The organism is Pseudomonas sp. LBUM1674 (assembly GCF_059695635.1).
In genome coordinates this window covers 6,180,252-6,204,237 of sequence record NZ_CP166779.1, presented here as the reverse complement: position 1 = coordinate 6,204,237, position 23,986 = coordinate 6,180,252, and the positions used below count along the sequence as shown (strand labels likewise).

General features: G+C 58.8%; 23 protein-coding genes and 1 tRNA gene. 20 read left to right on the top strand and 4 right to left on the bottom strand.

The window, feature by feature from the left end; genetic code table 11:
- The first annotated feature begins 11 nt into the window (after positions 1-11).
- Positions 12-779 carry a GntR family transcriptional regulator gene (locus ACA067_RS28470; protein ID WP_497459503.1) on the top strand — a complete coding sequence of 256 codons (768 nt, stop codon included), beginning with the start codon at positions 12-14 and terminating at the stop codon, positions 777-779.
- Positions 780-910: 131 nt separating this feature from the next.
- Here ACA067_RS28470 and smpB read toward each other — a convergent pair whose 3' ends face one another.
- On the bottom strand, positions 911-1,393 hold the full coding sequence (gene smpB / locus ACA067_RS28465; protein ID WP_123405120.1) for an SsrA-binding protein SmpB: 483 nt from the start codon (positions 1,391-1,393) through the stop codon (positions 911-913).
- 118 nt (positions 1,394-1,511) lie between these two features.
- Here smpB and ACA067_RS28460 point away from each other — a divergent pair, with 118 nt between their 5' ends.
- Genes ACA067_RS28460 through ACA067_RS28450 form a run of 3 tightly spaced genes read left to right on the top strand, consistent with a single transcriptional unit; the run spans position 1,512 to position 3,664 of the window.
- Positions 1,512-2,915, top strand: coding sequence for a sodium-dependent transporter (locus ACA067_RS28460; RefSeq protein WP_497459502.1), 1,404 nt, complete (start codon positions 1,512-1,514; stop codon positions 2,913-2,915).
- A 7-nt stretch (positions 2,916-2,922) separates the two neighbouring features.
- Positions 2,923-3,357 (top strand): type II toxin-antitoxin system RatA family toxin, encoded by a 435-nt coding sequence (locus tag ACA067_RS28455; RefSeq protein ID WP_497459501.1) that lies wholly within the window; start codon positions 2,923-2,925, stop codon positions 3,355-3,357.
- On the top strand, positions 3,350-3,664 hold the full coding sequence (locus ACA067_RS28450) for an RnfH family protein (protein ID WP_497459500.1): 315 nt from the start codon (positions 3,350-3,352) through the stop codon (positions 3,662-3,664). The genes ACA067_RS28455 and ACA067_RS28450 overlap by 8 nt, the downstream gene beginning before the upstream one ends.
- A 61-nt stretch (positions 3,665-3,725) precedes the next feature.
- Here the strand turns inward: ACA067_RS28450 and ACA067_RS28445 are convergent, their stop codons facing one another.
- Positions 3,726-4,253 carry an outer membrane protein assembly factor BamE gene (locus ACA067_RS28445; protein WP_462021066.1) on the bottom strand — a complete coding sequence of 176 codons (528 nt, stop codon included), beginning with the start codon at positions 4,251-4,253 and terminating at the stop codon, positions 3,726-3,728.
- A 97-nt stretch (positions 4,254-4,350) separates the two neighbouring features.
- On the opposite strand from ACA067_RS28445, the gene fur reads away from it, so the two are divergent.
- A complete protein-coding gene (gene fur, locus ACA067_RS28440) occupies positions 4,351-4,755 on the top strand; it encodes a ferric iron uptake transcriptional regulator (protein WP_003197684.1) in 405 nt (134 codons plus the stop codon).
- 75 nt (positions 4,756-4,830) lie between these two features.
- Here fur and recN read toward each other — a convergent pair whose 3' ends face one another.
- On the bottom strand, positions 4,831-6,504 hold the full coding sequence (gene recN / locus ACA067_RS28435) for a DNA repair protein RecN (protein WP_497459499.1): 1,674 nt from the start codon (positions 6,502-6,504) through the stop codon (positions 4,831-4,833).
- 241 nt (positions 6,505-6,745) lie between these two features.
- Here recN and grpE point away from each other — a divergent pair, with 241 nt between their 5' ends.
- The 8 genes from grpE (at position 6,746) to ACA067_RS28395 (ending at position 17,204) form a co-directional block, all read left to right on the top strand.
- Positions 6,746-7,309 (top strand): nucleotide exchange factor GrpE, encoded by a 564-nt coding sequence (gene grpE, locus ACA067_RS28430; RefSeq protein WP_064679798.1) that lies wholly within the window; start codon positions 6,746-6,748, stop codon positions 7,307-7,309.
- Positions 7,310-7,411: 102 nt separating this feature from the next.
- A complete protein-coding gene (dnaK, locus tag ACA067_RS28425; protein WP_497459498.1) occupies positions 7,412-9,328 on the top strand; it encodes a molecular chaperone DnaK in 1,917 nt (638 codons plus the stop codon).
- Positions 9,329-9,625: 297 nt separating this feature from the next.
- Positions 9,626-10,750 carry a molecular chaperone DnaJ gene (gene dnaJ / locus ACA067_RS28420; protein ID WP_123405133.1) on the top strand — a complete coding sequence of 375 codons (1,125 nt, stop codon included), beginning with the start codon at positions 9,626-9,628 and terminating at the stop codon, positions 10,748-10,750.
- Positions 10,751-10,760: 10 nt separating this feature from the next.
- Positions 10,761-11,564, top strand: a complete 804-nt coding sequence (gene dapB / locus ACA067_RS28415; RefSeq protein WP_497459497.1) for a 4-hydroxy-tetrahydrodipicolinate reductase — start codon at positions 10,761-10,763, stop codon at positions 11,562-11,564.
- 259 nt (positions 11,565-11,823) lie between these two features.
- Complete coding sequence (gene carA, locus ACA067_RS28410) at positions 11,824-12,960, top strand: glutamine-hydrolyzing carbamoyl-phosphate synthase small subunit (RefSeq protein ID WP_497459496.1); 1,137 nt, start codon at positions 11,824-11,826, stop codon at positions 12,958-12,960.
- A 116-nt stretch (positions 12,961-13,076) separates the two neighbouring features.
- Complete coding sequence (gene carB / locus ACA067_RS28405; protein ID WP_497459495.1) at positions 13,077-16,298, top strand: carbamoyl-phosphate synthase large subunit; 3,222 nt, start codon at positions 13,077-13,079, stop codon at positions 16,296-16,298.
- On the top strand, positions 16,295-16,771 hold the full coding sequence (gene greA / locus ACA067_RS28400) for a transcription elongation factor GreA (protein ID WP_497459494.1): 477 nt from the start codon (positions 16,295-16,297) through the stop codon (positions 16,769-16,771). Before carB ends, greA begins: the two co-directional genes overlap by 4 nt.
- Positions 16,772-16,799: 28 nt before the next feature.
- Positions 16,800-17,204 (top strand): MFS transporter, encoded by a 405-nt coding sequence (locus ACA067_RS28395; RefSeq protein ID WP_497459493.1) that lies wholly within the window; start codon positions 16,800-16,802, stop codon positions 17,202-17,204.
- Positions 17,205-17,213: 9 nt separating this feature from the next.
- On the opposite strand, the gene ACA067_RS28390 is transcribed toward ACA067_RS28395, so the two are convergent.
- A complete protein-coding gene (locus ACA067_RS28390) occupies positions 17,214-17,522 on the bottom strand; it encodes a YhbY family RNA-binding protein (RefSeq protein ID WP_008057408.1) in 309 nt (102 codons plus the stop codon).
- 105 nt (positions 17,523-17,627) lie between these two features.
- Here ACA067_RS28390 and rlmE point away from each other — a divergent pair, with 105 nt between their 5' ends.
- The 7 genes from rlmE (at position 17,628) to ACA067_RS28355 (ending at position 23,903) form a co-directional block, all read left to right on the top strand.
- Positions 17,628-18,260 (top strand): 23S rRNA (uridine(2552)-2'-O)-methyltransferase RlmE, encoded by a 633-nt coding sequence (gene rlmE / locus ACA067_RS28385; RefSeq protein ID WP_201114939.1) that lies wholly within the window; start codon positions 17,628-17,630, stop codon positions 18,258-18,260.
- 199 nt (positions 18,261-18,459) lie between these two features.
- Positions 18,460-20,370, top strand: coding sequence for an ATP-dependent zinc metalloprotease FtsH (gene ftsH, locus ACA067_RS28380; protein ID WP_497459492.1), 1,911 nt, complete (start codon positions 18,460-18,462; stop codon positions 20,368-20,370).
- An 8-nt stretch (positions 20,371-20,378) separates the two neighbouring features.
- The gene (gene folP / locus ACA067_RS28375; protein WP_497459491.1) at positions 20,379-21,230 is read left to right on the top strand and encodes a dihydropteroate synthase; all 852 of its coding nucleotides are present in this window, start codon (positions 20,379-20,381) and stop codon (positions 21,228-21,230) included.
- Between the two features lie 17 nt (positions 21,231-21,247).
- Complete coding sequence (gene glmM / locus ACA067_RS28370) at positions 21,248-22,585, top strand: phosphoglucosamine mutase (RefSeq protein WP_497459490.1); 1,338 nt, start codon at positions 21,248-21,250, stop codon at positions 22,583-22,585.
- A gap of 66 nt (positions 22,586-22,651) precedes the next feature.
- A complete protein-coding gene (tpiA, locus tag ACA067_RS28365; protein ID WP_497459489.1) occupies positions 22,652-23,407 on the top strand; it encodes a triose-phosphate isomerase in 756 nt (251 codons plus the stop codon).
- Positions 23,408-23,411: 4 nt separating this feature from the next.
- Complete coding sequence (gene secG, locus ACA067_RS28360; RefSeq protein WP_017336473.1) at positions 23,412-23,795, top strand: preprotein translocase subunit SecG; 384 nt, start codon at positions 23,412-23,414, stop codon at positions 23,793-23,795.
- Between the two features lie 22 nt (positions 23,796-23,817).
- Positions 23,818-23,903 (top strand) — tRNA-Leu (locus ACA067_RS28355).
- The last annotated feature ends 83 nt before the right edge of the window (positions 23,904-23,986 follow it).

The following is a 23,986-nucleotide window of genomic DNA, read 5'->3' as shown; positions in this document are numbered from 1 at the left end:
AGAAGTGAGTTATGGGGTTTGATCAGATACGTCAGCGCCGTTTGTCTGACGATATTGTCGAGCGGCTCGAGGGGATGATCCTCGAGGGCACGCTGAAGGCGGGCGAGCGTCTGCCGGCCGAACGTACGTTGGCCGAGCAGTTTGGTGTGTCACGCCCTTCGTTGCGCGAGGCGATCCAGAAACTGGCGGCCAAGGGCTTGCTGGTCAGTCGCCAGGGGGGCGGCAACTATGTGGTGGAGTCGCTGGGGTCGACGTTCAGCGATCCGCTGCTGCTTCTGCTGGAAAGCAACCCTGAAGCCCAGCGCGACCTGCTGGAATTTCGTCACACCCTGGAAGCGTCCTGTGCCTATTACGCGGCGTTGCGTGCCACGGATGTCGATCGCGAACGGCTGACCACGGCGTTCAACGAATTGCAGGACTGCTACACGCGCCACGATGAGGTGAGCCGTGCGGAAGAGGGCGCAGCGGATGCGAAATTCCACCTGGCGATCGCTGAAGCCAGTCACAACGCGGTGTTGCTGCACACGATTCGTGGGCTGTTCGATCTGCTCAAGCGCAATGTGGTGACCAACATCGGCGGGATGTACAAGCAACGCACCGAAACCCGAGACATGCTGATTTCACAGCATCGGGAGTTGTACCTGGCGATTATCGAAGGCAGGGCGGAGCAGGCGCGGGAAGTCTCCAGTCGACACATTTTGTATGTGCAGGAAGTGCTGGAGGAAGTGCGTCAGGAAGTGCAGCGCGTTGCCCGGGCGGAGCGACGCAAGGGGATGTAGTCAGTGGGTTTTGTGGTGATTTGTACGATCGCCATCGCGAGCAAGCTCGCTCCCACAGTGGGTTTGTGAACGACACAAAACAAATGTGGGAGCGAGCTTGCTCGCGATGGTGGTCTCAAGCAGAAAGAAAATTAATCTTCCTTGCCCTTGTTGCGCACCGCACGCTGCAACTCGCGACCGGCGTCGCGTTCGCGTTCGGTATCACGCTTGTCGTATTCCTTCTTGCCCTTGCCCAGCGCGATCTCGCACTTGACCATGTGCTTGCTCCAGTACCAGGACAGGCACACGCAGGCGTAACCCTTTTGCTGCACGGCAGAGGCCAGCTTTTCCAGCTCGCGTCGGTTGAGCAGCAATTTTCGGGTGCGGGTCGGATCAGCGATGACGTGGGTGCTGGCGGTCATCAGCGGCGTAATGTGGCTGCCGAGCAGCCAGGCTTCGCCATCCTTGAGCAGCACATAACTGTCAACCAGTTGCAGCTTGCTTGCCCGCAGACTTTTTACTTCCCAGCCGGCCAGGACCAGACCAGCCTCGAACTTGTGCTCGATGAAGTAATCGTGTCGCGCCTTTTTATTTTGCGCGATGGTCCCTGTTGGGTGTTTCTTCTGTTTAGCCATAGGGGCGGCATTATAGGGAGTTACAAGCGAGTCGGCTACGGTATCGCTACGTGCTTGAGCAGGTTGATTGAATCCCGGACAATGCGGCCTCTTTTTTGAACGCTTGGGCGTGATAACGATGTCGACAGACAAGGTTTCTGTCCACGGCAGTTGGGCTAGCCGCTGGGTCTTCATACTCGCCGCGACCGGTTCGGCCGTGGGCCTGGGTAGTATCTGGAAATTCCCGTACATGGTCGGCGTCTACGGCGGCGGCGCCTTCGTGCTGATGTTCCTGGCCTGTATCGCGCTGATCGGTGTGCCGGTCATGCTGGCGGAAACCCTGATCGGCCGTCGCGCCCGGCAGAGCCCGGCCAATGCCTTGAAGGTGTTGGCGCTGGAGGCGGGGCATTCGGCGAAGTGGTCCTGGGGAGCGTTCGCCGGGATGATCACGGCGCTGCTGATCCTGTCGTTCTATAGTGTTGTCGGCGGCTGGTCGCTGGATTACATCATCGACATGGGGCGCGGTGATTTTCAGGGGGTGACGGCAGACCAGGTTGGCGCGTATTTCGGCAATGTGATCGCCGATCCATGGCGCCTGACACTTTGGCACACGATTTTCATGCTGCTGTCCGCCATCGTGATCGCCAAGGGCGTGGTGGCCGGCCTTGAGCGCAGCCTGCGCATCATGATGCCGCTGCTGTTCGTGATGATTCTGGTGTTGCTGGGCTACAGCATGACCACTGGCCATTTCATGGAGGGCGTGCATTTCATGTTCGACTTCCACCCGGAAAAAGTCCTTGACGGCTTGCTGCCGGCCATGGGGCACGCCTTCTTTTCCCTGAGCGTGGGCGTTGGTTCGATCATGATCTATGGCGCCTATATGCCGAAGGATTCGTCGATTTCCGGCACCATCGTCGGCGTGGCGCTGCTGGATACGTTCGTTTCCCTGGTTGCTGGCCTGGCATTGTTTCCGATTGTGTTCGCTGCGGGCCTGAACCCGAGCGAAGGCCCGGGCCTGATGTTCGTCAGCCTGCCATTTGCCTTTGGCAACGTAGCCTTCGGCCAGTTGATGGGCGTAGTGTTCTTCGTACTGGTGGCGATTGCCGCCTGGAGTTCGGCGATTTCCCTGCTTGAACCGATGGTGGCTTACCTGGTTGAACGCACCAGGGTCAGTCGTGCCTGGGTGACTTTCTGGCTGGCCTTCATCTGCTGGTTTGTCGGTCTGGGCACGGTCTTTTCCTTCAACATCTGGAAGCAAGCCAAGTTTTTCGTGAACGAAGGCGGGATGTTCCATCTCTATCAATGGGGTGCGGCCGGTGGCCTGGACTTCTTCGGTGTGATCGATTTCTTCACCTCGCGAATCATGTTGCCACTTGGTGGATTATGTTTCGTGGTGTTTGCGGGATGGGTGATGGGTCGGGAAACGGTACGCGACGAGTTGTCGATCCGCAGCCCGATGTTGTTCGCCCTGTCCCTGTTCTTGATGCGCTATGTGGCGCCCATCGGCATTCTTGTAGTGTTTGCCGCCCAGCTGTGGAAGTGACGCTGACATGACGACACATATTCAACGTTCGGCCCTGCTGCCGTACCCCGCGCAAGCACTGTATGACCTGGTCAACGACGTGGCGCGTTATCCGGAATTCCTGCCGTGGTGCTCGTCGGCCGAAGTTCTTGAAAGCTCCCCCGAGCACATGCGCGCCAGTGTGGGCGTAGCCAAGGGCGGGCTCAGTCAGCATTTCGTGACGCGCAATACCCTGGTGCCTGGACAGTCGATCGAAATGAACCTTGAAAAAGGTCCGTTCAATCAGCTGCACGGCGTGTGGGTGTTCAAGCCGCTGGGCGAGAAGGCGTGCAAGATCAGCCTGGATCTGTCGTTCGATTACGCCGGGACGATCATTCGCGCCACCTTGGGGCCGTTGTTCAATCAGGCGGCCAATACGCTGGTGGATGCGTTCTGCCAGCGGGCCAGGCAGATGCATGGTTGAGGCCATGATCGAGGTCGAGGTGGTGTATGCCGCCGTTGATCGTCAGGTACTGCTCACTGTGGCAGTGCCTGCTGGGACGACAGTGCGAGCGGCCTTGCAGAAGTCGGGTATCGGCCAGGCGTTTGCGGAGCTGGATCTGGCCAATTGTCCTGTGGGGATCTTCGCAAAGGTGGTCATCGATCCGGACAGTCGTGTGGTTCAGGCGGGGGATCGCATCGAAATTTACCGGCCGCTGCTGGCTGATCCGAAAGAAGTTCGTCGGCTGCGCGCCGCCAAGGCGGCCGAGGCCAAGGTGCGGAATCAGTGACGCGGATAAATGCCAGGCCATAAAAAACCCGGACATGCCGGGTTTTTTATGGTCTCGCACATTATTGTGGCGAGGTTTCCAGAGGTTCTGGAGTCGGGACCGGAACGGTTTCTACGCCGTCGACGTCCTTCTGGATCTGATCCAGCAACGAACCTGGCTTGACCGGTTTTTCCGGTTTCGGCTTCTCGGCATTTTCTGCAGGTGCGGTCACGCTGGTGCCGCTGTCCTTGCCAAGAATCGCTTCGTCGCGGCTCACGCCCGGCATGAAATCACCGGAGAGGCTGACAAGTTGGTCATTTGGGTTGAAGATAACGCTAATGCGTTCCTGTTGGCGTTCACCGCCACCGGGTTGCAGGCTATACAGATAATCCCAGCGATCGGCATGGAACGTGTCAGTCAACAGAGGGTTGCCCATGATAAACCGTACTTGCCGACGGGTCATTCCCGGGCGTAACTGGTCTATCATGTCCTGCGTGACGACATTGCCCTGCTGGATGTCGATTTTGTAAACCCCGGGGAATGAACAACCGGCGAGTGCGAGCAGTCCCACAAAGGTGAAACTGGTTAGCAAGAGCTTGGTGTTTTGCATCGGTGGGCGACTTCCACTATCTTGGCTGGGACAACGTAAACGCCGATCATACCCGCATTAAGAGAAGCTGCGAAGCAGCATCGCGAGAAAGCTGACCATGGTTGAAAATAGCGAACTACGCAAAGCCGGCCTCAAAGTGACCCTTCCACGGGTCAAAATTCTGCAAATGCTCGATTCCGCCGAGCAACGCCACATGAGTGCCGAGGACGTCTACAAGGCACTGATGGAAGCTGGTGAGGACGTCGGTCTGGCCACGGTTTACCGTGTCCTGACCCAGTTCGAGGCAGCTGGCCTTGTGGTGCGGCACAACTTCGACGGAGGCCATGCGGTCTTCGAGCTGGATGACGGCAAGCATCACGACCATATGGTCAACGTCGAGACCAGTGAAGTGATCGAATTCTTCGATGAAGAAATCGAGCGGCTGCAGAAGGCAATCGTCGACAAGTATGGCTTCGAGATGGTTGATCACAACCTTGTACTGTACGTGCGTAAGAAAAAGTAAGCATGTCGCGCGAACTTGAGGTTCGCGAAACGAACGAAGGCGACCCCAGTGTCGCCTTCGTGCTGTCTGCCGTTGTTAAATCTTTGCGGTTACGACCATTTTTTTCGCGTGAGCCAAGGATTCCTTGGTCAGATCGATGCCGCCCAGCATTCGCGCAACTTCTTCGACACGATCATTCTTGTTCAGCTTGGAGACCGCCGTGCGGGTCGCGTCCTCGCCACGCACCTTGTGCACAAATAGATGCTGATGACCTTGCGCCGCTACCTGCGGCAAGTGGGTCACTGTCAGTACCTGCCCGCGTGCGCCGAGACGACGCAGCAATTGGCCGACAATTTCGGCAGTCGGGCCGCCAATACCCACGTCCACTTCGTCGAAGACCAGGGTCGGTACGCGCGAGGTTTGCGCGGTGATGACCTGAATCGCCAGGCTGATTCGTGACAGCTCGCCACCGGAGGCCACTTTTGCCAGGGCTTTAAGCGGTTGCCCCGGGTTGGCGCTCACCAGCAGTTCTACCTGTTCGAGACCATTGGGCAGCAATTCATCGCTGCTGTTGGGGCGCAGTTCGATGGTGAAGCGCCCCCCCGGCATGCCCAGTCGCTGGATTTCCTGCTCCACGGCGCTTGCCAGACTACTTGAGGCTTGATGGCGCAGGTCGCTCAGTTCCCGGGCTTTCTCCTGATAATGACGGGCGTAGGACGCCAGCTCATCGCTCAGTCGTTCGATGGATTCGTCGTTGGCATTCAGGGATTCGATTTCATCCAGCAGGCGCTGTTGCAGATCCGCGACCTCGGTCGGTTGAATGCGATGTTTGCGCGCCATGGTGTAAATCGCGTCGAGACGTTCTTCCAGGTACTGAAGACGCGCCGGGTCGGCGTCGAAATTATCAAGGAAGCGGTTAAGTTCGCCCACGGCTTCCTCGACCTGGATCTGCGCACTGGTCAGCAGGCTGCTGGCTTCGCCCAGGGCACCGATCGAGTTGTTCACGCTCGACAGGCGGTTGAGGCTGGCGGTGAGTGCGTTCAGGACATTGCCTGAATCACTTTCGCTGCATTGTTCGACCACTTGCCGGCAGATGCTCAGCAGCGTTTCGGCGTTGGTCAGGTTCTTATGCTCCAGCTCGAGCTGCTCCAGCTCGTTTTCACCGAGGCCGAGGTTTTCCAGTTCGTCGAGTTGATAACTGAGCAGCTGATGGCGGGCGCGCTGCTCATCCCCGGAGTTGGACAGACGATCCAGTTCCTGGCGGGTCTGGCGCCAGCGTTGGGCGGCCAGTTGCACCTGGCGGGCAAGGTCCGTCGCGCCGGCGTACTCGTCGAGCAGGCGGCGGTGGGTGTCGGTCTTGAGCAGGGACTGGTGTTCGTGCTGGCTGTGGATATCGATCAGCAACTCGCCCAGGGCCTTGAGGTCGCCAAGCGGGCAGGGGGTGCCGTTGATGTAGCCGCGCGAGCGCCCTTCGGCGGTGATTACCCGGCGCAGGATGCACGGGCCGTCGCTCTCCAGGTCGCGTTCGGCCAGCCAGGCGCTGGCTTCCGGGATGTCGACCAGGTCGAAGGTGGCCAGGATGTCGGCCTTGTCGGCACCGGGGCGGACCACGCCGCTGTCGGCGCGATCACCCAGGGTCAGGCCCAGGGCGTCGAGCATGATCGACTTGCCGGCGCCGGTTTCTCCTGTGATCACACTCATCCCGCGATCGAGTTCGAGATCGAGATGTTCAACGATGGCGTAGTTGTGTACGGACAGGTGCACCAGCATAAAGGCCGCTCCCAGGCATTAGGTCTGGTTATTTATACAGTGTTTTGATTCTGGCTGACAATGCCCCTCTTTAGCTCGATTTGCTTGATCCGACGAAATCCTTAGTGCGCCCGGGAATGACAATGCAGCTGTTTTTTGTAGGGTTAATCAACAAGCGGCCCTTGAAGCTCGATTTTGCGGCCCCATATACCGGGACAGAAGCGCGAGTTGAGCTCGCGGACGATATTGAAAGGAGAAATCTATGGCTGACGAACAGACAGTGGATACGCAAAATCTAGACGCCGATCAAGCTGCCCAGGAGGGTGATGAGCTGGCGGCTCGTGTACAAGTGCTCGAAGAGCAATTGGCTGGCGCTCATGATCAGGCTTTGCGTGTAGCAGCTGATCTGCAGAACGTCCGCCGTCGCGCCGAGCAGGATGTAGAGAAGGCTCACAAGTTCGCACTGGAGAAATTCGCCGGTGACCTGCTGCCGATCATCGACAGCCTCGAGCGTGGCCTGGAGTTGTCCAGCCCTGACGACGAAAACATTCGTCCGATGCGCGAAGGGATCGAACTGACCCTGAAAATGTTCCAGGACACCCTGAAGCGTTATCAGCTGGAAGTGATCGATCCTGAAGGCGAGCCCTTCAATGCCTCGCAGCATCAGGCAATGGCCATGCAGGAAAGCGCCGACGTCGAGCCGAACAGCGTGCTCAAGGTGTTCCAGAAGGGTTACCAGCTCAATGGTCGCCTGCTGCGCCCGGCCATGGTCGTGGTCAGCAAGGCCAGCGCGCCAGTTGCGCCTTCTATTGACGAGCAGGCTTGAAATTAGTCGCAAGGCCCCCATTTAGAAGTCAAGCGTTTAAGTGCTACCGCAGTTAGCCACCACTGCTGCGGCATCCAAATCCAAAGTTTCGGGAGAGTGAACATGGGCAAAATTATCGGTATCGACCTGGGGACTACCAACTCCTGCGTCTCCATTCTTGAAAACGGCAAAGCCAAAGTCATCGAAAACGCCGAAGGCGCGCGTACCACCCCTTCGATCGTTGCATATGCCAACGACGGCGAAATCCTGGTTGGCCAGTCCGCCAAGCGTCAGGCAGTGACCAATCCGCACAACACCCTGTACGCGGTGAAGCGTTTGATCGGTCGTCGTTTCGACGAAGAAGTCGTGCAGAAAGACATCCAGATGGTCCCTTACAAGATCGTCAAGGCTGACAACAGCGACGCCTGGGTTGAAGTGAACGGCCAGAAAATGGCACCGCCACAAATCTCGGCTGAAATTCTGAAGAAGATGAAGAAGACCGCCGAAGACTACCTCGGCGAGCCAGTGACTGAAGCGGTGATCACCGTTCCGGCCTACTTCAACGACAGCCAGCGTCAAGCCACCAAGGACGCCGGCCGCATCGCGGGCCTGGACGTTAAACGTATCATCAACGAACCGACCGCAGCTGCGCTGGCTTACGGTATGGACAAGGCCAAAGGCGATCACACCGTGATCGTTTATGACCTGGGCGGCGGTACTTTCGACGTTTCCGTGATCGAAATCGCTGAAGTCGATGGCGAGCACCAGTTCGAAGTATTGGCCACCAACGGCGACACTTTCCTGGGCGGTGAAGACTTTGACATTCGTCTGATCGACTACCTCGTCGACGAATTCAAGAAAGAAAGCGGCATGAACCTCAAAGGTGATCCGCTGGCGATGCAGCGCCTGAAAGAAGCTGCTGAAAAAGCCAAGATCGAACTGTCCTCGAGCCAGTCGACCGACGTGAACCTGCCGTACATCACCGCAGACGCAACCGGTCCAAAGCACTTGAACGTGAAGATCTCGCGTTCCAAGCTGGAAGCGCTGGTTGAAGACCTGGTTCAACGCACCATCGAACCTTGCCGCATTGCGATGAAAGACGCCGGTATCGACATTGGCGCGATCAACGACGTGATCCTGGTCGGCGGTCAGACCCGTATGCCACTGGTTCAGAAGCTGGTCACCGATTTCTTCGGTAAAGAAGCACGTAAAGACGTCAACCCTGACGAAGCCGTTGCCATGGGTGCTGCTATCCAGGGCGCGGTATTGGCCGGCGACGTGAAAGACGTTCTGCTGCTCGACGTCAGCCCGCTGACCCTGGGTATCGAAACCATGGGTGGCGTGATGACCGCGCTGATCGAGAAAAACACCACGATTCCTACCAAGAAATCGCAAGTGTTCTCGACAGCCGACGACAACCAGGGTGCAGTGACCATTCACGTGCTGCAAGGCGAGCGCAAGCAAGCCGCCCAGAACAAGTCCCTGGGCAAGTTCGACCTGGCCGAGATTCCACCGGCACCACGTGGCGTGCCACAAATCGAAGTGACCTTCGACATCGACGCCAACGGCATCCTGCACGTCGGCGCGAAAGACAAGGCCACCGGCAAGACTCAGTCGATCGTGATCAAGGCCAACTCCGGTCTGTCCGAGGACGAAATTCAGCAGATGGTTCGTGATGCTGAAGTGAACGCTGAGGAAGACCGCAAGTTCGAAGAGCTGGCCAGCGCCCGCAACCAGGGCGACGCCCTGGTTCACTCGACGCGCAAAATGGTCGCTGATGCCGGCGACAAAGTGACCGCTGAAGAGAAGACTGCAATCGAAGCTGCAGTAGTTGCCCTGGAAGCCGCCATCAAAGGCGACGACAAGGCTGCTATCGACGCCAAGGTTGAAGAGCTGTCCAAAGTCTCCGCGCCAGTGGCTCAGAAAATGTACGCCGAACAGGCTCAGCCTGCTGAAGGCGCTGCACCGAACGACGAAAAAGCTCAAAAAGCCGACGACGTCGTGGACGCTGAGTTCGAAGAAGTCAAAGACCACAAGTAAGTTGTTGGTCGCCCGGTTGACTGCCTTCAGGCGGTGACTGGTAGGATGTCGCCGCGCGGGAGCTTGCTCCCGCGTTGGCGTGTCTGGAGTTAACGAATTTTTACAGCATGCGACAACGCTCGGGTGCTGGCGGTATGGCCGGAAATGCTCCTGCTTTTCGAGCCGAAAGTGCCGCATTGAATCAAAGACCAGGATCGTTGAATTGACGTGAGTTGGGTCCGGGCCTGTATTGGGGCTCAACGAGTTTGGCGAGGCTCAGGAGGGGTTTGCCGAACGTCCTTAAGAGTGCAAAGAATTATGGCAAAGCGTGACTATTACGAAGTATTGGGTGTTGAGCGCGGCTCAAGCGAAGCGGACCTGAAAAAGGCCTACCGTCGCCTGGCGATGAAGCACCACCCGGACCGTAATCCCGATGACAAAGCGTCGGAAGAGATGTTCAAGGAGGCCAACGAGGCCTACGAAGTGCTGTCCGATTCCAGCAAGCGCGCGGCGTACGACCAGTACGGCCATGCCGGTGTCGACCCAAGCATGGGCGGCGGCGGTGCCGGGTTTGGCGGTCAGAACTTCTCCGACATCTTTGGTGATGTCTTCAGCGACTTCTTCGGTGGCGGTCGCGGCGGTGCCCGTGGCGGCGCTCAGCGCGGCAGCGACCTGCGCTACACCCTGGAGCTGAACCTGGAAGAAGCGGTACGCGGTACTACCGTGAATATCCGCGTTCCGACACTGGTCAACTGCAAGCCGTGCGACGGCTCGGGTGCCAAGAAAGGCTCTTCGCCTGTCACTTGCCCGACCTGTGGCGGTATCGGCCAGGTCCGCATGCAGCAGGGCTTCTTCTCGGTGCAGCAGACCTGCCCGCGCTGCCATGGCCAGGGCAAGATCATTTCCGATCCGTGCGATTCCTGTCACGGCGAAGGCCGTGTCGAAGAGTACAAGACGCTCTCGGTGAAAGTGCCGGCCGGCGTCGATACCGGTGACCGCATTCGCCTGTCCGGAGAAGGCGAGGCGGGCGCCCAGGGTGGCCCGACCGGCGACCTGTACGTGGTGATCAATGTGCGCGAGCACGCCATCTTCCAGCGTGACGGCAAACACCTGTTCTGCGAAGTGCCGATCAGCTTTGTCGACGCGGCGCTGGGTGGCGAGCTGGAGATTCCGACCCTCGATGGTCGGGTCAAGCTGAAGATCCCTGAGGGGACTCAGACCGGCAAGCAGTTCCGTGTCCGCGGCAAAGGCGTCGCGCCAGTGCGTGGTGGCGGTGCCGGTGACCTGATGTGTCGCGTGGCGGTCGAAACCCCGGTCAACCTGGGTCGTCGCCAGCGCGAATTACTGGAAGAATTCCGTAGCTCGCTGGCGGACGATAACAGTCATTCGCCGAAAACCACCGGTTGGTTCGAAGGTGTGAAGCGTTTCTTCGGCGATTTGTAAGGAGACAGGCATGCGACGTATTGCAGTGATGGGCGCCGCGGGGCGCATGGGCAAAACCTTGATCGAGGCTGTGCAGCAAACGCCGGGCGCCGGTCTGACGGCGGCGATCGATCGCCCTGACAGCTCGCTGGTCGGCGCGGATGCCGGCGAGCTGGCTGCGCTGGGTCGTATCGGCGTGCCACTGTCCGGTGATCTGGATCGGGTGGTCGACGAGTTTGATGTGCTGATCGACTTCACCCACCCGACGGTGACCCTGAAGAACCTCGCATTTTGCCGCAAGCACGGTAAGTCGATGATCATCGGTACCACCGGCTTCAGCGTGGAAGAGAAGCGGTTGCTGGCCGAGGCGGGCAAGGATATTCCTATCGTCTTCGCCGCCAACTTCAGTGTCGGCGTCAATCTGTGCCTGAAGCTGCTCGACACCGCCGCTCGTGTGTTGGGGGATGACGTCGATATCGAAATCACCGAAGCTCACCACCGGCATAAAGTCGATGCGCCGTCGGGGACTGCCGTACGCATGGGCGAGGTGATTGCCGATGCGTTGGGTCGTGACTTGAAGAAGGTGGCGGTTTACGGTCGTGAAGGTCAGACCGGTGCCCGTGCTCGCGAAACCATCGGCTTCGCCACGGTGCGTGCCGGTGACATTGTCGGTGATCACACTGTGTTGTTCGCCGCCGACGGTGAGCGTGTCGAGATCACGCACAAGGCTTCCAGTCGCATGACCTTCGCCAAGGGGGCGGTTCGTGCGGCTTTGTGGCTGGACAAGCGTGAGCCAGGTCTTTACGACATGCAAGACGTGCTCGACCTGCGCTAAGATGCGCCCGAAATCGGGTCCAGACTCAGCGTTTGGGCCCGGTTTTATCCCGCCAAGCGACGTCCTGTCGCATTCTCCGGCCTTTAGGGCTCATTGGCGGTAGACCAAAAATGCCTTTTTCTGTAAGCTACAGCTTTAGTGTGTCCACTAAAAGCGCGCAGAATTATTCGGTGAAGAAGCGGGGTGACGTGTCCATACGTCACTCCGCTTTTTTACAACCTGCGATCGCCCTTTCAGGCTTTATTTACGGGAGGTCTTCTTGACTAAGCCAGCCATACTCGCCCTTGCTGATGGCAGCATTTTTCGCGGCGAAGCCATTGGAGCCGACGGTCAAACCGTTGGTGAGGTGGTGTTCAACACCGCCATGACCGGCTATCAGGAAATCCTTACCGATCCTTCCTACGCCCAACAGATCGTTACCCTGACTTACCCGCACGTCGGCAACACCGGCACCACGCCGGAAGACGCCGAGTCCGATCGCGTCTGGTCCGCTGGCCTGGTCATTCGTGACCTGCCGCTGGTTGCGAGCAACTGGCGTAACAAGCTGTCGCTGTCCGACTACCTGAAAGCCAACAATGTGGTGGCAATCGCCGGTATCGACACCCGCCGCCTGACGCGCATCCTGCGTGAGAAAGGCGCGCAGAACGGCTGCATCATGGCCGGTGACAACATCTCCGAAGAAGCGGCCATCGCCGCCGCGCAAGGCTTCCCTGGCCTGAAAGGCATGGACCTGGCGAAAGTCGTCAGCACCAAAGAGCAATACGAATGGCGCTCGACTGTCTGGGATCTGAAAACCGACAGCCATGCGACCATCGACGCCTCCGAGCTGCCGTATCACGTGCTTGCCTACGACTACGGCGTCAAGCTGAACATCCTGCGCATGCTGGTTGCGCGCGGTTGCCGCGTGACCGTGGTGCCGGCGCAAACGCCTGCGGCCGACGCGTTGGCGCTCAATCCGGATGGCGTGTTCCTGTCCAACGGCCCGGGTGACCCCGAGCCTTGCGACTACGCGATCCAGGCGATCAAGGACGTGCTGGAAACCGACATCCCGGTGTTCGGTATCTGCCTCGGTCACCAGCTGCTGGCCCTGGCCGCCGGCGCCAAGACCTTGAAAATGGGTCACGGCCACCACGGCGCCAACCACCCGGTCCAGGACATGGACAGCGGTGTGGTGATGATCACCAGTCAGAACCACGGCTTCGCGGTAGATGAGACCACCCTGCCAGGCAACGTCCGCGCGATCCACAAATCGTTGTTCGACGGCACCCTGCAAGGCATCGAGCTTACCGACAAGAGCGCCTTCAGCTTCCAGGGTCACCCTGAAGCCAGCCCTGGCCCGAACGACGTAGCGCCATTGTTCGATCGCTTCATCAACGAAATGGCCAAGCGACGCTGATCGCTCGCCTTGATGCAGCAAAGCTTGAGGGCGGTCCCGACACCGGCGACCCCCTCAAGTCTTCACAGATTGAACAAGACGGCTTGCCGACTGACCTGCGGATTTGAGTGACAACCATGCCAAAACGTACAGACATTAAAAGCATCCTGATTCTCGGCGCTGGCCCGATCGTGATCGGCCAGGCCTGCGAATTCGACTACTCCGGCGCCCAGGCCTGTAAAGCCCTGCGCGAGGAGGGCTACCGCGTCATCCTGGTGAACTCCAACCCAGCGACCATCATGACCGACCCGGACATGGCTGACGCCACGTACATCGAGCCGATCAAGTGGCAGACCGTTGCCAAGATCATCGAGAAAGAGCGTCCGGACGCGCTGCTGCCGACCATGGGCGGCCAGACCGCCCTGAACTGCGCACTGGACCTGGAGCGCGAAGGCGTTCTGGAGAAGTTCGGCGTAGAGATGATCGGCGCCAACGCCGACACCATCGACAAGGCTGAAGACCGTTCGCGCTTCGACAAGGCGATGAAATCCATCGGCCTGGACTGCCCGCGTTCGGGCATCGCCCACAGCATGGAAGAGGCCAACGCGGTCCTCGAAAAGCTCGGTTTCCCGTGCATCATCCGTCCGTCCTTCACCATGGGCGGCACGGGTGGCGGTATCGCTTACAACCGTGAAGAGTTCGAAGAAATCTGCGCTCGCGGTCTGGATTTGTCGCCGACCAAAGAGCTGCTGATCGACGAATCGCTGATCGGCTGGAAAGAGTACGAGATGGAGGTTGTCCGCGATAAGAAGGACAACTGCATCATCGTCTGCTCGATCGAAAACTTTGACCCGATGGGCGTGCACACCGGTGACTCGATCACCGTTGCTCCGGCACAAACCCTGACGGACAAGGAATACCAGATCATGCGTAACGCCTCGTTGGCGGTACTGCGTGAGATCGGCGTGGAAACCGGCGGCTCCAACGTTCAGTTCGGCATCTGCCCGGACACTGGCCGTATGGTCGTGATCGAGATGAACCCGCGTGTATCCCGCTCTTCGGCACTGGCCTCGAAAGCCACTGGTTTCCCGATTGCGCGTATCGCTGCCAAGCTGGCGATCGGCTACACCCTGGACGAACTGCAAAACGAAATCACCGGCGGCGCTACTCCTGCATCCTTCGAGCCGTCGATCGACTACGTCGTTACCAAGCTGCCACGTTTTGCCTTCGAGAAATTCCCGAAAGCCGACGCGCGCCTGACCACGCAAATGAAGTCGGTCGGTGAAGTCATGGCCATCGGCCGGACCTTCCAGGAATCCCTGCAGAAAGCCCTGCGCGGCCTGGAAGTGGGCGTTTGCGGCCTGGACGAAAAGCTCGACCTGGGCAACCCGGAAAGCATGAGCATCCTCAAGCGCGAACTGACCGTGCCGGGTGCCGAGCGCATCTGGTACGTAGCTGACGCCTTCCGCGCCGGCCTGTCGGTCGAAGACATTTTCGGCATGAACATGATCGACCCGTGGTTCCTGGTGCAGATCGAAGATCTGATCAAGGAAGAAGAGAAGGTCAAGACCCTGGGTCTGTCCAGCATCGACCGCGACATGATGTTCAAGCTCAAGCGCAAAGGCTTCTCCGACATGCGTCTGGCCAAGCTGCTGGGCGTGACCGAGAAGAGCCTGCGTCGCCACCGTCACAAGCTCGACGTGTATCCGGTCTACAAGCGCGTTGACACCTGCGCGGCCGAGTTCGCCACCGACACCGCTTACATGTACTCGACTTACGAGGAAGAGTGCGAAGCCGCGCCGTCGGGCCGCGACAAGATCATGATCCTCGGCGGCGGTCCGAACCGTATCGGCCAGGGCATCGAGTTCGACTACTGCTGCGTACACGCGGCACTGGCCCTGCGCGAAGACGGTTACGAGACCATCATGGTCAACTGCAACCCGGAAACCGTTTCCACCGACTACGACACCTCCGATCGCCTGTACTTCGAACCAGTGACCCTGGAAGACGTGCTGGAAATCTGCCGCGTCGAAAAACCAAAAGGCGTGATCGTCCAGTACGGCGGCCAGACCCCGCTGAAACTGGCTCGCGCCCTGGAAGAAGCCGGCGTGCCGATCATCGGCACCAGCCCTGACGCCATCGACCGTGCCGAAGACCGTGAGCGCTTCCAGCAGATGGTCGAGCGCCTGAACCTGCGTCAGCCGCCAAACGCCACCGTGCGTAGCGAAGACGAAGCGATTCGCGCTGCCAGCAAGATCGGCTACCCGCTGGTGGTTCGCCCGTCCTACGTACTGGGCGGCCGTGCGATGGAAATCGTCTACGAAGAAGAAGAACTCAAGCGCTACCTGCGTGATGCGGTGAAAGTGTCCAACGACAGCCCGGTGCTGCTGGACCACTTCCTCAACTGCGCCATCGAAATGGACGTGGATGCGGTCTGCGACGGCACCGACGTGGTGATCGGCGCGATCATGCAGCACATCGAGCAGGCCGGCGTTCACTCCGGTGACTCCGCCTGCTCCCTGCCGCCGTACTCGCTGCCTGCGCACATCCAGGACGAAATGCGCGAACAGGTCAAGAAAATGGCCCTGGAGCTGGGTGTGGTCGGCCTGATGAACGTACAGTTGGCGTTGCAAGGCGAAGACATCTACGTCATCGAAGTCAACCCGCGCGCTTCCCGGACCGTACCGTTCGTGTCCAAGTGCATCGGTGTTTCCCTGGCCATGATCGCCGCTCGCGTGATGGCTGGTAAAACCCTGAAGGAAATCGGCTTCACCAAGGAAATCATTCCGAACTTCTACAGCGTGAAAGAGGCGGTGTTCCCATTCGCCAAATTCCCGGGTGTGGACCCGATCCTGGGCCCAGAGATGAAGTCCACCGGTGAAGTGATGGGCGTGGGCGACACCTTCGGTGAAGCATTCGCCAAGGCCCAGATGGGTGCCAGCGAAGTGCTGCCGACCGGCGGTACCGCGTTCATCAGCGTACGTGACGACGACAAGCCACTGGTTGCAGGCGTGGCCCGTGACCTGATCAACTTGGGCTTCGACGTGGTCGCCACTGCCGGTACTGCCAGGCTGATCGAAGCCGCAGGCCTGAAAGTGCGCCGTGTGAACAAGGTGACCGAGGGTCGTCCGCACGTGGTCGACATGATCAAGAACGACGAAGTCACCTTGATCATCAACACCACCGAAGGCCGTCAGTCGATCGCGGATTCGTACTCCATTCGTCGTAATGCCTTGCAGCACAAGATCTACTGCACCACTACCATTGCTGCTGGCGAAGCTATCTGCGAAGCGCTTAAGTTCGGTCCCGAGAAGACCGTGCGCCGCTTGCAGGATCTACACGCAGGATTGAAGGCATGATCAAATACCCAATGACCGTCCAGGGCGCCAAAGCCCTGGAAGAAGAACACGCTCACCTGACCAAGGTCGTCCGTCCGAAGCTCAGCCAGGACATCGGCACGGCCCGCGAACTGGGTGACTTGAAGGAAAACGCCGAATACCACGCTGCCCGCGAGCAGCAGGGGATGGTCGAGGCGCGGATTCGTGACATCGAAGGCCGGATTCAGAACCAGGTCATCATCGATGTCACGACCATTCCTCACACCGGCAAAGTGATTTTCGGCACCACCGTTGAAATCGCCAATGTCGAGACGGATGATCGCGTCACTTACCACATCGTGGGTGAGGATGAGGCTGACTTCAAACTCGGCAAGATTTCGGTGGGTTCGCCACTGGCTCGCGCCTTGATTGCCAAGGAAGAGGGTGATGTGGTCGCCGTGAAAACGCCGGGTGGCGTTATCGAGTATGAGATTGTCGAAGTTCGTCACCTCTGAAAGAAGGCGCCCGCTGCATGCGGGCGCCATGCTTTGGCAGCTGACCCAGATGTTATGGGTGGGCGGCCTGTGGCTGTTGCATATCGGTCTGCTGCCGGTGCTGGGTCATATCGGCCTGGCGCCGCTGCTGATCGACGAAATTGTGGACATGCTGAATACACTGATGGTGGGATTCGCCGCAGTGTGTGTGATTTTTCAGGCTTTGGTGCTGGTTCAGGCCGAGGGCCTTGCCAGTCTATGGCGCGATATTCGCGGGCAACTGCTGATGATGGCGCTGTATGCGTGTGCGATGTACTTCGCGGTGCGCTTCGGCTGGCCGGGGGCGGTGCGTTGGCAGGTGTTCAGCTATCTGGTTCTGGGGTTTTCCGGGTTGGTGCTGGTATTGCAGCCGGTGCCGGGATGGAGTGGCAGGGTGCGCGAAGCACACCCTTGACCCTTGCCATCACTTGAAGCGATGAACGTTCGACAGCTGCTTGTTGACGCTAAAGTTCTTGCGGTAAATCAGTGCCATCTTGCCGATGACCTGAACCAGGTCCGCTTTGCCGACCTTGCACAGTTCTGCAATGTTCGCCAGGCGCGACTCGCGATCGAGGATGTTGAGCTTGATTTTGATCAGCTCGTGATCCGCCAGCGCGCGTTCAAGTTCGGCTAACACACCTTCAGTCAAACCGTTGTCAGCCACAATCAAAACTGGTTTCAGATGGTGGCCAATGGATTTGTACTGTTTCTTCTGCTCTTGAGTGAGCGGCATAATCTGACCCCTGCGTCTGATCTTGTAAAAAGCGGCGGCCAGTTTACCCGAGCGAGTCCGGGACCGCCCAGTTAATCACGACCCGTTTTATTTTCGAGGTGGCCCGTGGCCCGTTCCAAGACAAGCCTTAAGTGGCTGCAAGAGCATTTCAACGACCCATTCGTCAAAATGGCGCAAAAAGACGGGTATCGTTCCCGTGCCAGCTACAAGTTGCTGGAGATCCAGGAAAGGGATCGTTTGATCCGCCCGGGCATGAGCGTGATCGACCTGGGCGCGGCCCCTGGTGGCTGGTCCCAGGTGACCAGTCGTCTGATTGGTGGGCAAGGTACATTGATCGCTTCCGACATCCTTGAAATGGACAGCATCCCTGATGTGACCTTCATTCAGGGCGACTTTACCGAGGACGCCGTGCTGGCGCAGATCCTCGAGGCGGTCGGAAATAAAGAAGTAGACCTTGTGATTTCCGATATGGCCCCCAATATGAGTGGACTGGCCTCTGTTGATATGCCGAGATCGATGTTCCTGTGCGAGTTGGCACTGGATCTGGCGACTCGGGTACTGAAGCCGGGTGGTGATTTCCTGATCAAGATCTTCCAGGGTGAAGGTTTCGACGAGTACCACAAGAGCGTGCGCAAGCAGTTCGAGAAGGTCACGACGCGCAAGCCGAAATCATCGCGCGACCGCTCCCGCGAGCAGTACCTGCTGGGCCGTGGTTTCCGCGGGCGCAGCGAGGAGTAGGGGATTTTCGACCGGGGCGATAGGATTTTCGTATTTCGCCTTGTGAGAATTAGCGAATATTGTGTAGGAAGTGTTTCACAAAGGGTTACAGACGGCGCCTGCCAGAGTTGTAGGTAATGTAGTAAGTTAGGCCGGTGAATATCATGCGAAGCGCGCGCCATCAGCGGCGCTAGCTTCAGAGGGTAGTTAATTGAACGATATGGCAAAGAATCTGATCCTGTGGTTGATCATCGCGGCTGTCCTGGTGACGGTGATGAACAACTTCTCCAGCCCTAACGAGCCGCAGACCCTCAACTATTCCGACTTCATCCAGCAGGTCAAGGATGGCAAGGTCGAGCGCGTAGCCGTCGACGGCTATGTGATTACCGGCAAGCGCAACGATGGTGACAGCTTCAAGACCATCCGTCCGGCAATCCAGGATAACGGTCTGATCGGCGACCTCGTGGACAACCACGTCGTAGTCGAAGGCAAGCAGCCTGAACAGCAAAGCATCTGGACTCAGCTCCTGGTCGCGAGCTTCCCGATCCTGGTGATCATCGCCGTGTTCATGTTCTTCATGCGGCAGATGCAGGGCGGTGCCGGTGGCAAGGGCGGGCCGATGAGCTTTGGCAAGAGCAAGGCGCGCCTGCTCTCCGAAGACCAGGTGAAAACCACCCTGGCTGACGTTGCCGGCTGCGACGAAGCCAAGGAAGAAGTTGGTGAGCTGGTCGAGTTCCTGCGTGATCCGGGCAAGTTCCAGCGCCTGGGCGGTCGGATTCCTCGCGGTGTGCTGATGGTCGGTCCTCCGGGTACCGGTAAAACCTTGATCGCCAAGGCGATTGCCGGCGAAGCCAAAGTGCCGTTCTTCACCATTTCCGGTTCCGATTTCGTCGAAATGTTCGTCGGTGTCGGTGCCAGCCGTGTTCGCGACATGTTCGAGCAGGCCAAGAAGCACGCGCCATGCATCATCTTCATCGATGAAATCGACGCCGTCGGTCGCCACCGTGGCGCCGGCATGGGCGGCGGTCACGACGAGCGCGAACAGACGCTCAACCAGTTGCTGGTAGAGATGGACGGCTTCGAAATGAATGACGGCATCATCGTCATTGCCGCCACCAACCGTCCGGACGTACTGGACCCGGCGCTGCTGCGTCCAGGCCGTTTCGACCGTCAGGTCGTGGTCGGTCTGCCGGACATCCGTGGCCGTGAGCAGATTCTCAAGGTCCACATGCGCAAAGTGCCAATGGGTGACGACGTCGCTCCGGCCGTGATCGCCCGTGGTACCCCTGGTTTCTCCGGTGCCGATTTGGCCAACCTGGTGAACGAAGCGTCGTTGTTTGCTGCTCGTACCGGCAAGCGCGTCGTCGAAATGAAAGAGTTTGAGCTGGCCAAAGACAAGATCATGATGGGTGCCGAGCGCAAATCCATGGTCATGTCCGAGAAAGAGAAACAGAACACCGCTTATCACGAAGCCGGTCACGCCATTGTCGGTCGCGTCGTGCCTGAGCATGACCCGGTCTACAAGGTGTCGATCATTCCCCGCGGTCGTGCGTTGGGTGTGACCATGTTCCTGCCGGAAGAAGATCGCTACAGCCTGTCCAAGCGTGCGTTGATCAGCCAGATCTGCTCGCTGTACGGCGGCCGTATCGCTGAAGAAATGACCCTTGGCTTCGATGGAGTCACTACCGGTGCATCCAACGACATCATGCGTGCCAGCCAGATTGCACGGAACATGGTGACCAAGTGGGGCCTGTCGGAAAAACTTGGTCCGTTGATGTACGCCGAAGAAGAGAATGAAGTGTTCCTCGGTCGCGGTGGCGGCGGTCAAGGCGCAAGCTTCTCCGGCGAGACGGCGAAGCTGATCGACTCCGAGGTGCGCAGCATCATTGACCAGTGCTACGGCACCGCCAAGCAGATCCTCACGGATAACCGTGACAAGCTTGACGCCATGGCCGATGCCTTGATGAAGTACGAAACGATCGATGCCGATCAGATCGATGACATCATGGCCGGTCGTACGCCTCGCGAACCTCGCGACTGGTCGGGCGGCACCGGTACTTCCGGAACGCCTCCGGTGGTGCAGGGCGAGCGTCCGGAAACACCTATCGGCGGTCCGGCTGCTGACGTTTAAGGTTTGAAATGACTTCTGTTCAGTCCTCGACCCGGTTGCCTTGCGGCAACCGGGTTCTTGATTTGGCCCTGACGCATGTCATGGGCATTCTTAATGTCACTCCCGACTCCTTTTCCGATGGTGGCCAATACAGCCAGCTCGATGCGGCCATGCGGCACGCCGAAGCCATGGTGGCGGCCGGCGCGACGCTGATCGATGTCGGTGGCGAATCGACCCGGCCGGGTGCACGTGCGGTTTCACCGCTGGAGGAGCTCGAGCGTGTAGCGCCCATCGTCGAGCGAATTCATCGTGAACTGGATGTGATCATCTCGGTTGATACCTCGACCCCGTCCGTCATGCGCGAAACCGCACGGCTTGGGGCCGGGTTGATCAATGACGTGCGCTCGCTGCAACGCGATGGCGCGCTGGATGCGGCCGCTGCTACCGGCTTGCCGGTCTGCCTGATGCATATGCTCGGTGAGCCGGGCGACATGCAGGACAATCCGCAGTATCAGGACGTGACCCGGGAAGTGGGTGAGTTTCTGGCCGGGCGCATGGCGCAATGCGCATCGGCAGGGATACCCGCCGAGCGGATCATTCTTGATCCGGGCTTCGGCTTCGCCAAAAACCTGCAACACAATCTAAGCTTGTTCAAGCATATGGAAGCCCTGCATGCCTTGGGGCGGCCCCTGTTGGTCGGGGTTTCGCGAAAAAGCATGATAGGTCAGGCCTTGAATCGCCCGGTCGGAGAACGCCTGCATGGCGGTCTCGCGCTCGCGGCGCTAGCCTCATTCAAGGGAGCGCGTATATTGCGCGTCCATGATGTGGCCGAAACAGTCGATGTCGTGCGGATGATCGCCGCAGTGGAATCAGCCGAATAAGGAATGATGGAGCGCTTATGACTAAGAAATACTTTGGCACCGACGGCATTCGTGGTCGGGTTGGCGAATACCCTATTACCCCTGATTTCATGCTCAAGCTCGGTTGGGCTGCGGGCATGGCGTTCCGGAAAATGGGCGCCTGCAAGGTGCTGGTGGGCAAGGACACCCGGATCTCCGGCTACATGTTCGAATCGGCGCTTGAGGCTGGACTCACGTCGGCAGGTGCCGACGTCATGCTCCTGGGTCCGATGCCGACGCCGGCCATCGCCTATCTGACGCGCACCTTTCATGCCGAAGCAGGCATCGTGATCAGTGCCTCGCACAACCCCCACGACGACAACGGCATCAAGTTTTTCTCCGGCAAGGGCACCAAGCTGCCGGATGAAGTCGAACATATGATCGAAGAGTTGCTCGACACCCCGATGACCGTGGTCGAGTCGAGCAAGATCGGCAAGGTCTCGCGCATCAATGATGCATCGGGCCGCTACATCGAATTCTGCAAGAGCAGCGTCCCGACCGGCACCAGCTTCGCCGGCCTGAAGATTGTGCTCGACTGCGCTCACGGTGCGACCTACAAGGTGGCGCCGAGCGTGTTCCGTGAGCTGGGCGCCGAGGTCGTTGTGCTTTCTGCTCATCCCAATGGCCTGAACATCAATGAAAATTGCGGTTCGACCCATATGGAGCCGCTGCAGGCTGCCGTATTGGCGGAGCATGCCGATTTGGGTATCGCCTTTGATGGTGATGGTGACCGGGTGCAGATGGTTGATCACACCGGTGCTGTCGTCGACGGTGACGAATTGCTGTTCATCATTGCTCGCGATCTGCATGAGCGCGGCAAATTGCACGGCGGTGTGGTCGGTACGCTGATGAGTAACCTGGGGCTGGAACTGGCCCTGGCGGACCTGGGCATCCCCTTTGTGCGGGCCAATGTCGGCGACCGTTATGTCATCTCCGAGTTGCAGGAACGCGATTGGCTGGTAGGTGGTGAAAACTCGGGGCACATTGTCTGCTTCAGTCACACCACCACCGGTGACGCGATCATTGCCGCCTTGCAGGTACTGATGTCGCTGAAGAGGCGCACCGAAGGGCTGGCGCAATCGCGTCAGGCGTTGCGCAAGTGCCCTCAGGTGCTGATCAACGTGCGTTTCGGCGGTGGTGCAAGCCCCCTCGATCATCCGGCGGTCAAGGCGGCCAGCGAGCGCGTTACCCAGGCCATGGCCGGGCGTGGGCGTGTGCTGTTGCGCAAGTCCGGGACGGAGCCGTTGGTGCGGGTAATGGTCGAAGGCGAAGACGAAACTCAGGTTCGCGGCCACGCCGAAGAGCTGGCAAACCTGGTTACTGAAGTTTCTGCTTGAATTCGGCTTGCCAGCCATGATTGTGTTGGGTAACATCTGCGCCCACTTTGACCGACGAGGTACAGCATGCGTCGCCCTATGGTAGCTGGTAACTGGAAGATGCACGGTACCCGCACCAGCGTCGCTGAGCTGATTGACGGCCTCCGCCGTCTGGACTTGCCGAGCGATGTTGACGTTGCGGTATTCCCGCCTTGCCTGCATATCAATCAAGTGATTGATGGCTTGAAAGGCCAGTCGATTTCGATCGGCGCGCAGAACTCTGCGGTGGAATCCATGCAAGGCGCATTGACCGGTGAAGTTGCGCCGAGTCAGTTGGTGGATGCAGGTTGTTCCCTGGTGCTTGTCGGGCACTCCGAGCGCCGCCAGATAATGGGCGAGCAGGACGGTATGCTGATCCGCAAGTTCGCAGCGGCACAGGCATGTGGCTTGATTCCGGTGTTGTGCATAGGGGAAACCCTTGAGCAGCGCGAAGCCGGGAAAACTCTTGAGGTTGTCGGGCGTCAGCTGGGCAGTATCATTGAGGAGCTGGGTGTCGGTGTCTTTGCCAAGGCAGTCATCGCTTACGAGCCGGTCTGGGCCATTGGCACCGGGCTGACTGCTTCGCCGCAACAGGCGCAGGATGTGCACGCAGCCATTCGCGCCCAGTTGGCGGCAGAGAATTCTGAGGTCGCACAAGGTGTGCGGCTTCTATACGGCGGCAGCGTGAAGGCGGCCAATGCGGTCGAACTGTTCGGCATGCCGGATATCGATGGGGGGCTCATTGGTGGAGCGTCCCTGAATGCAGATGAGTTCGGTGCGATCTGTCGCGCCGCGGGAAACTGAAAAAATGCTGGAAACAGTCGTAGTCGTTTTTCATCTGCTGGGTGCATTGGGCGTAGTTGCTCTGGTTTTGCTACAGCAGGGTAAAGGTGCGGATGCTGGCGCGTCTTTCGGAGCAGGTGCTTCAAATACTGTGTTCGGAAGCCAAGGTTCCTCTACCTTTCTTAGTAAGTTTACTGCTATACTTGCCGCAGGTTTCTTCATAACCAGCTTAGGGTTAGGTTACTTTGCTAAAGAGAAAGCTCACCAGCTGACTCAAGTAGGTTTGCCAAATCCAGCGGTGTTGGAAGTTCCAAAGCAACAACCGGCTTCTGATGATGTCCCGGTGCTTCAAGAGCAAAAGTCGGCTACTCCAGCGACTGACGTGCCTCCAGCTCAAGAGCAAAAGTAAGAAGGGTTTCAAACGCAGTATTGCCGAGGTGGTGGAATTGGTAGACACGCAACCTTGAGGTGGTTGTGCCCATAGGGTGTAGGGGTTCGAGTCCCCTTCTCGGTACCAATTATCAGGAGAGCCCGCTGTTGCGGGCTTTCTTGTAGGTGGAAGGTTACATTGACCCTGCAAGGGATCGGTCGTATACTTCC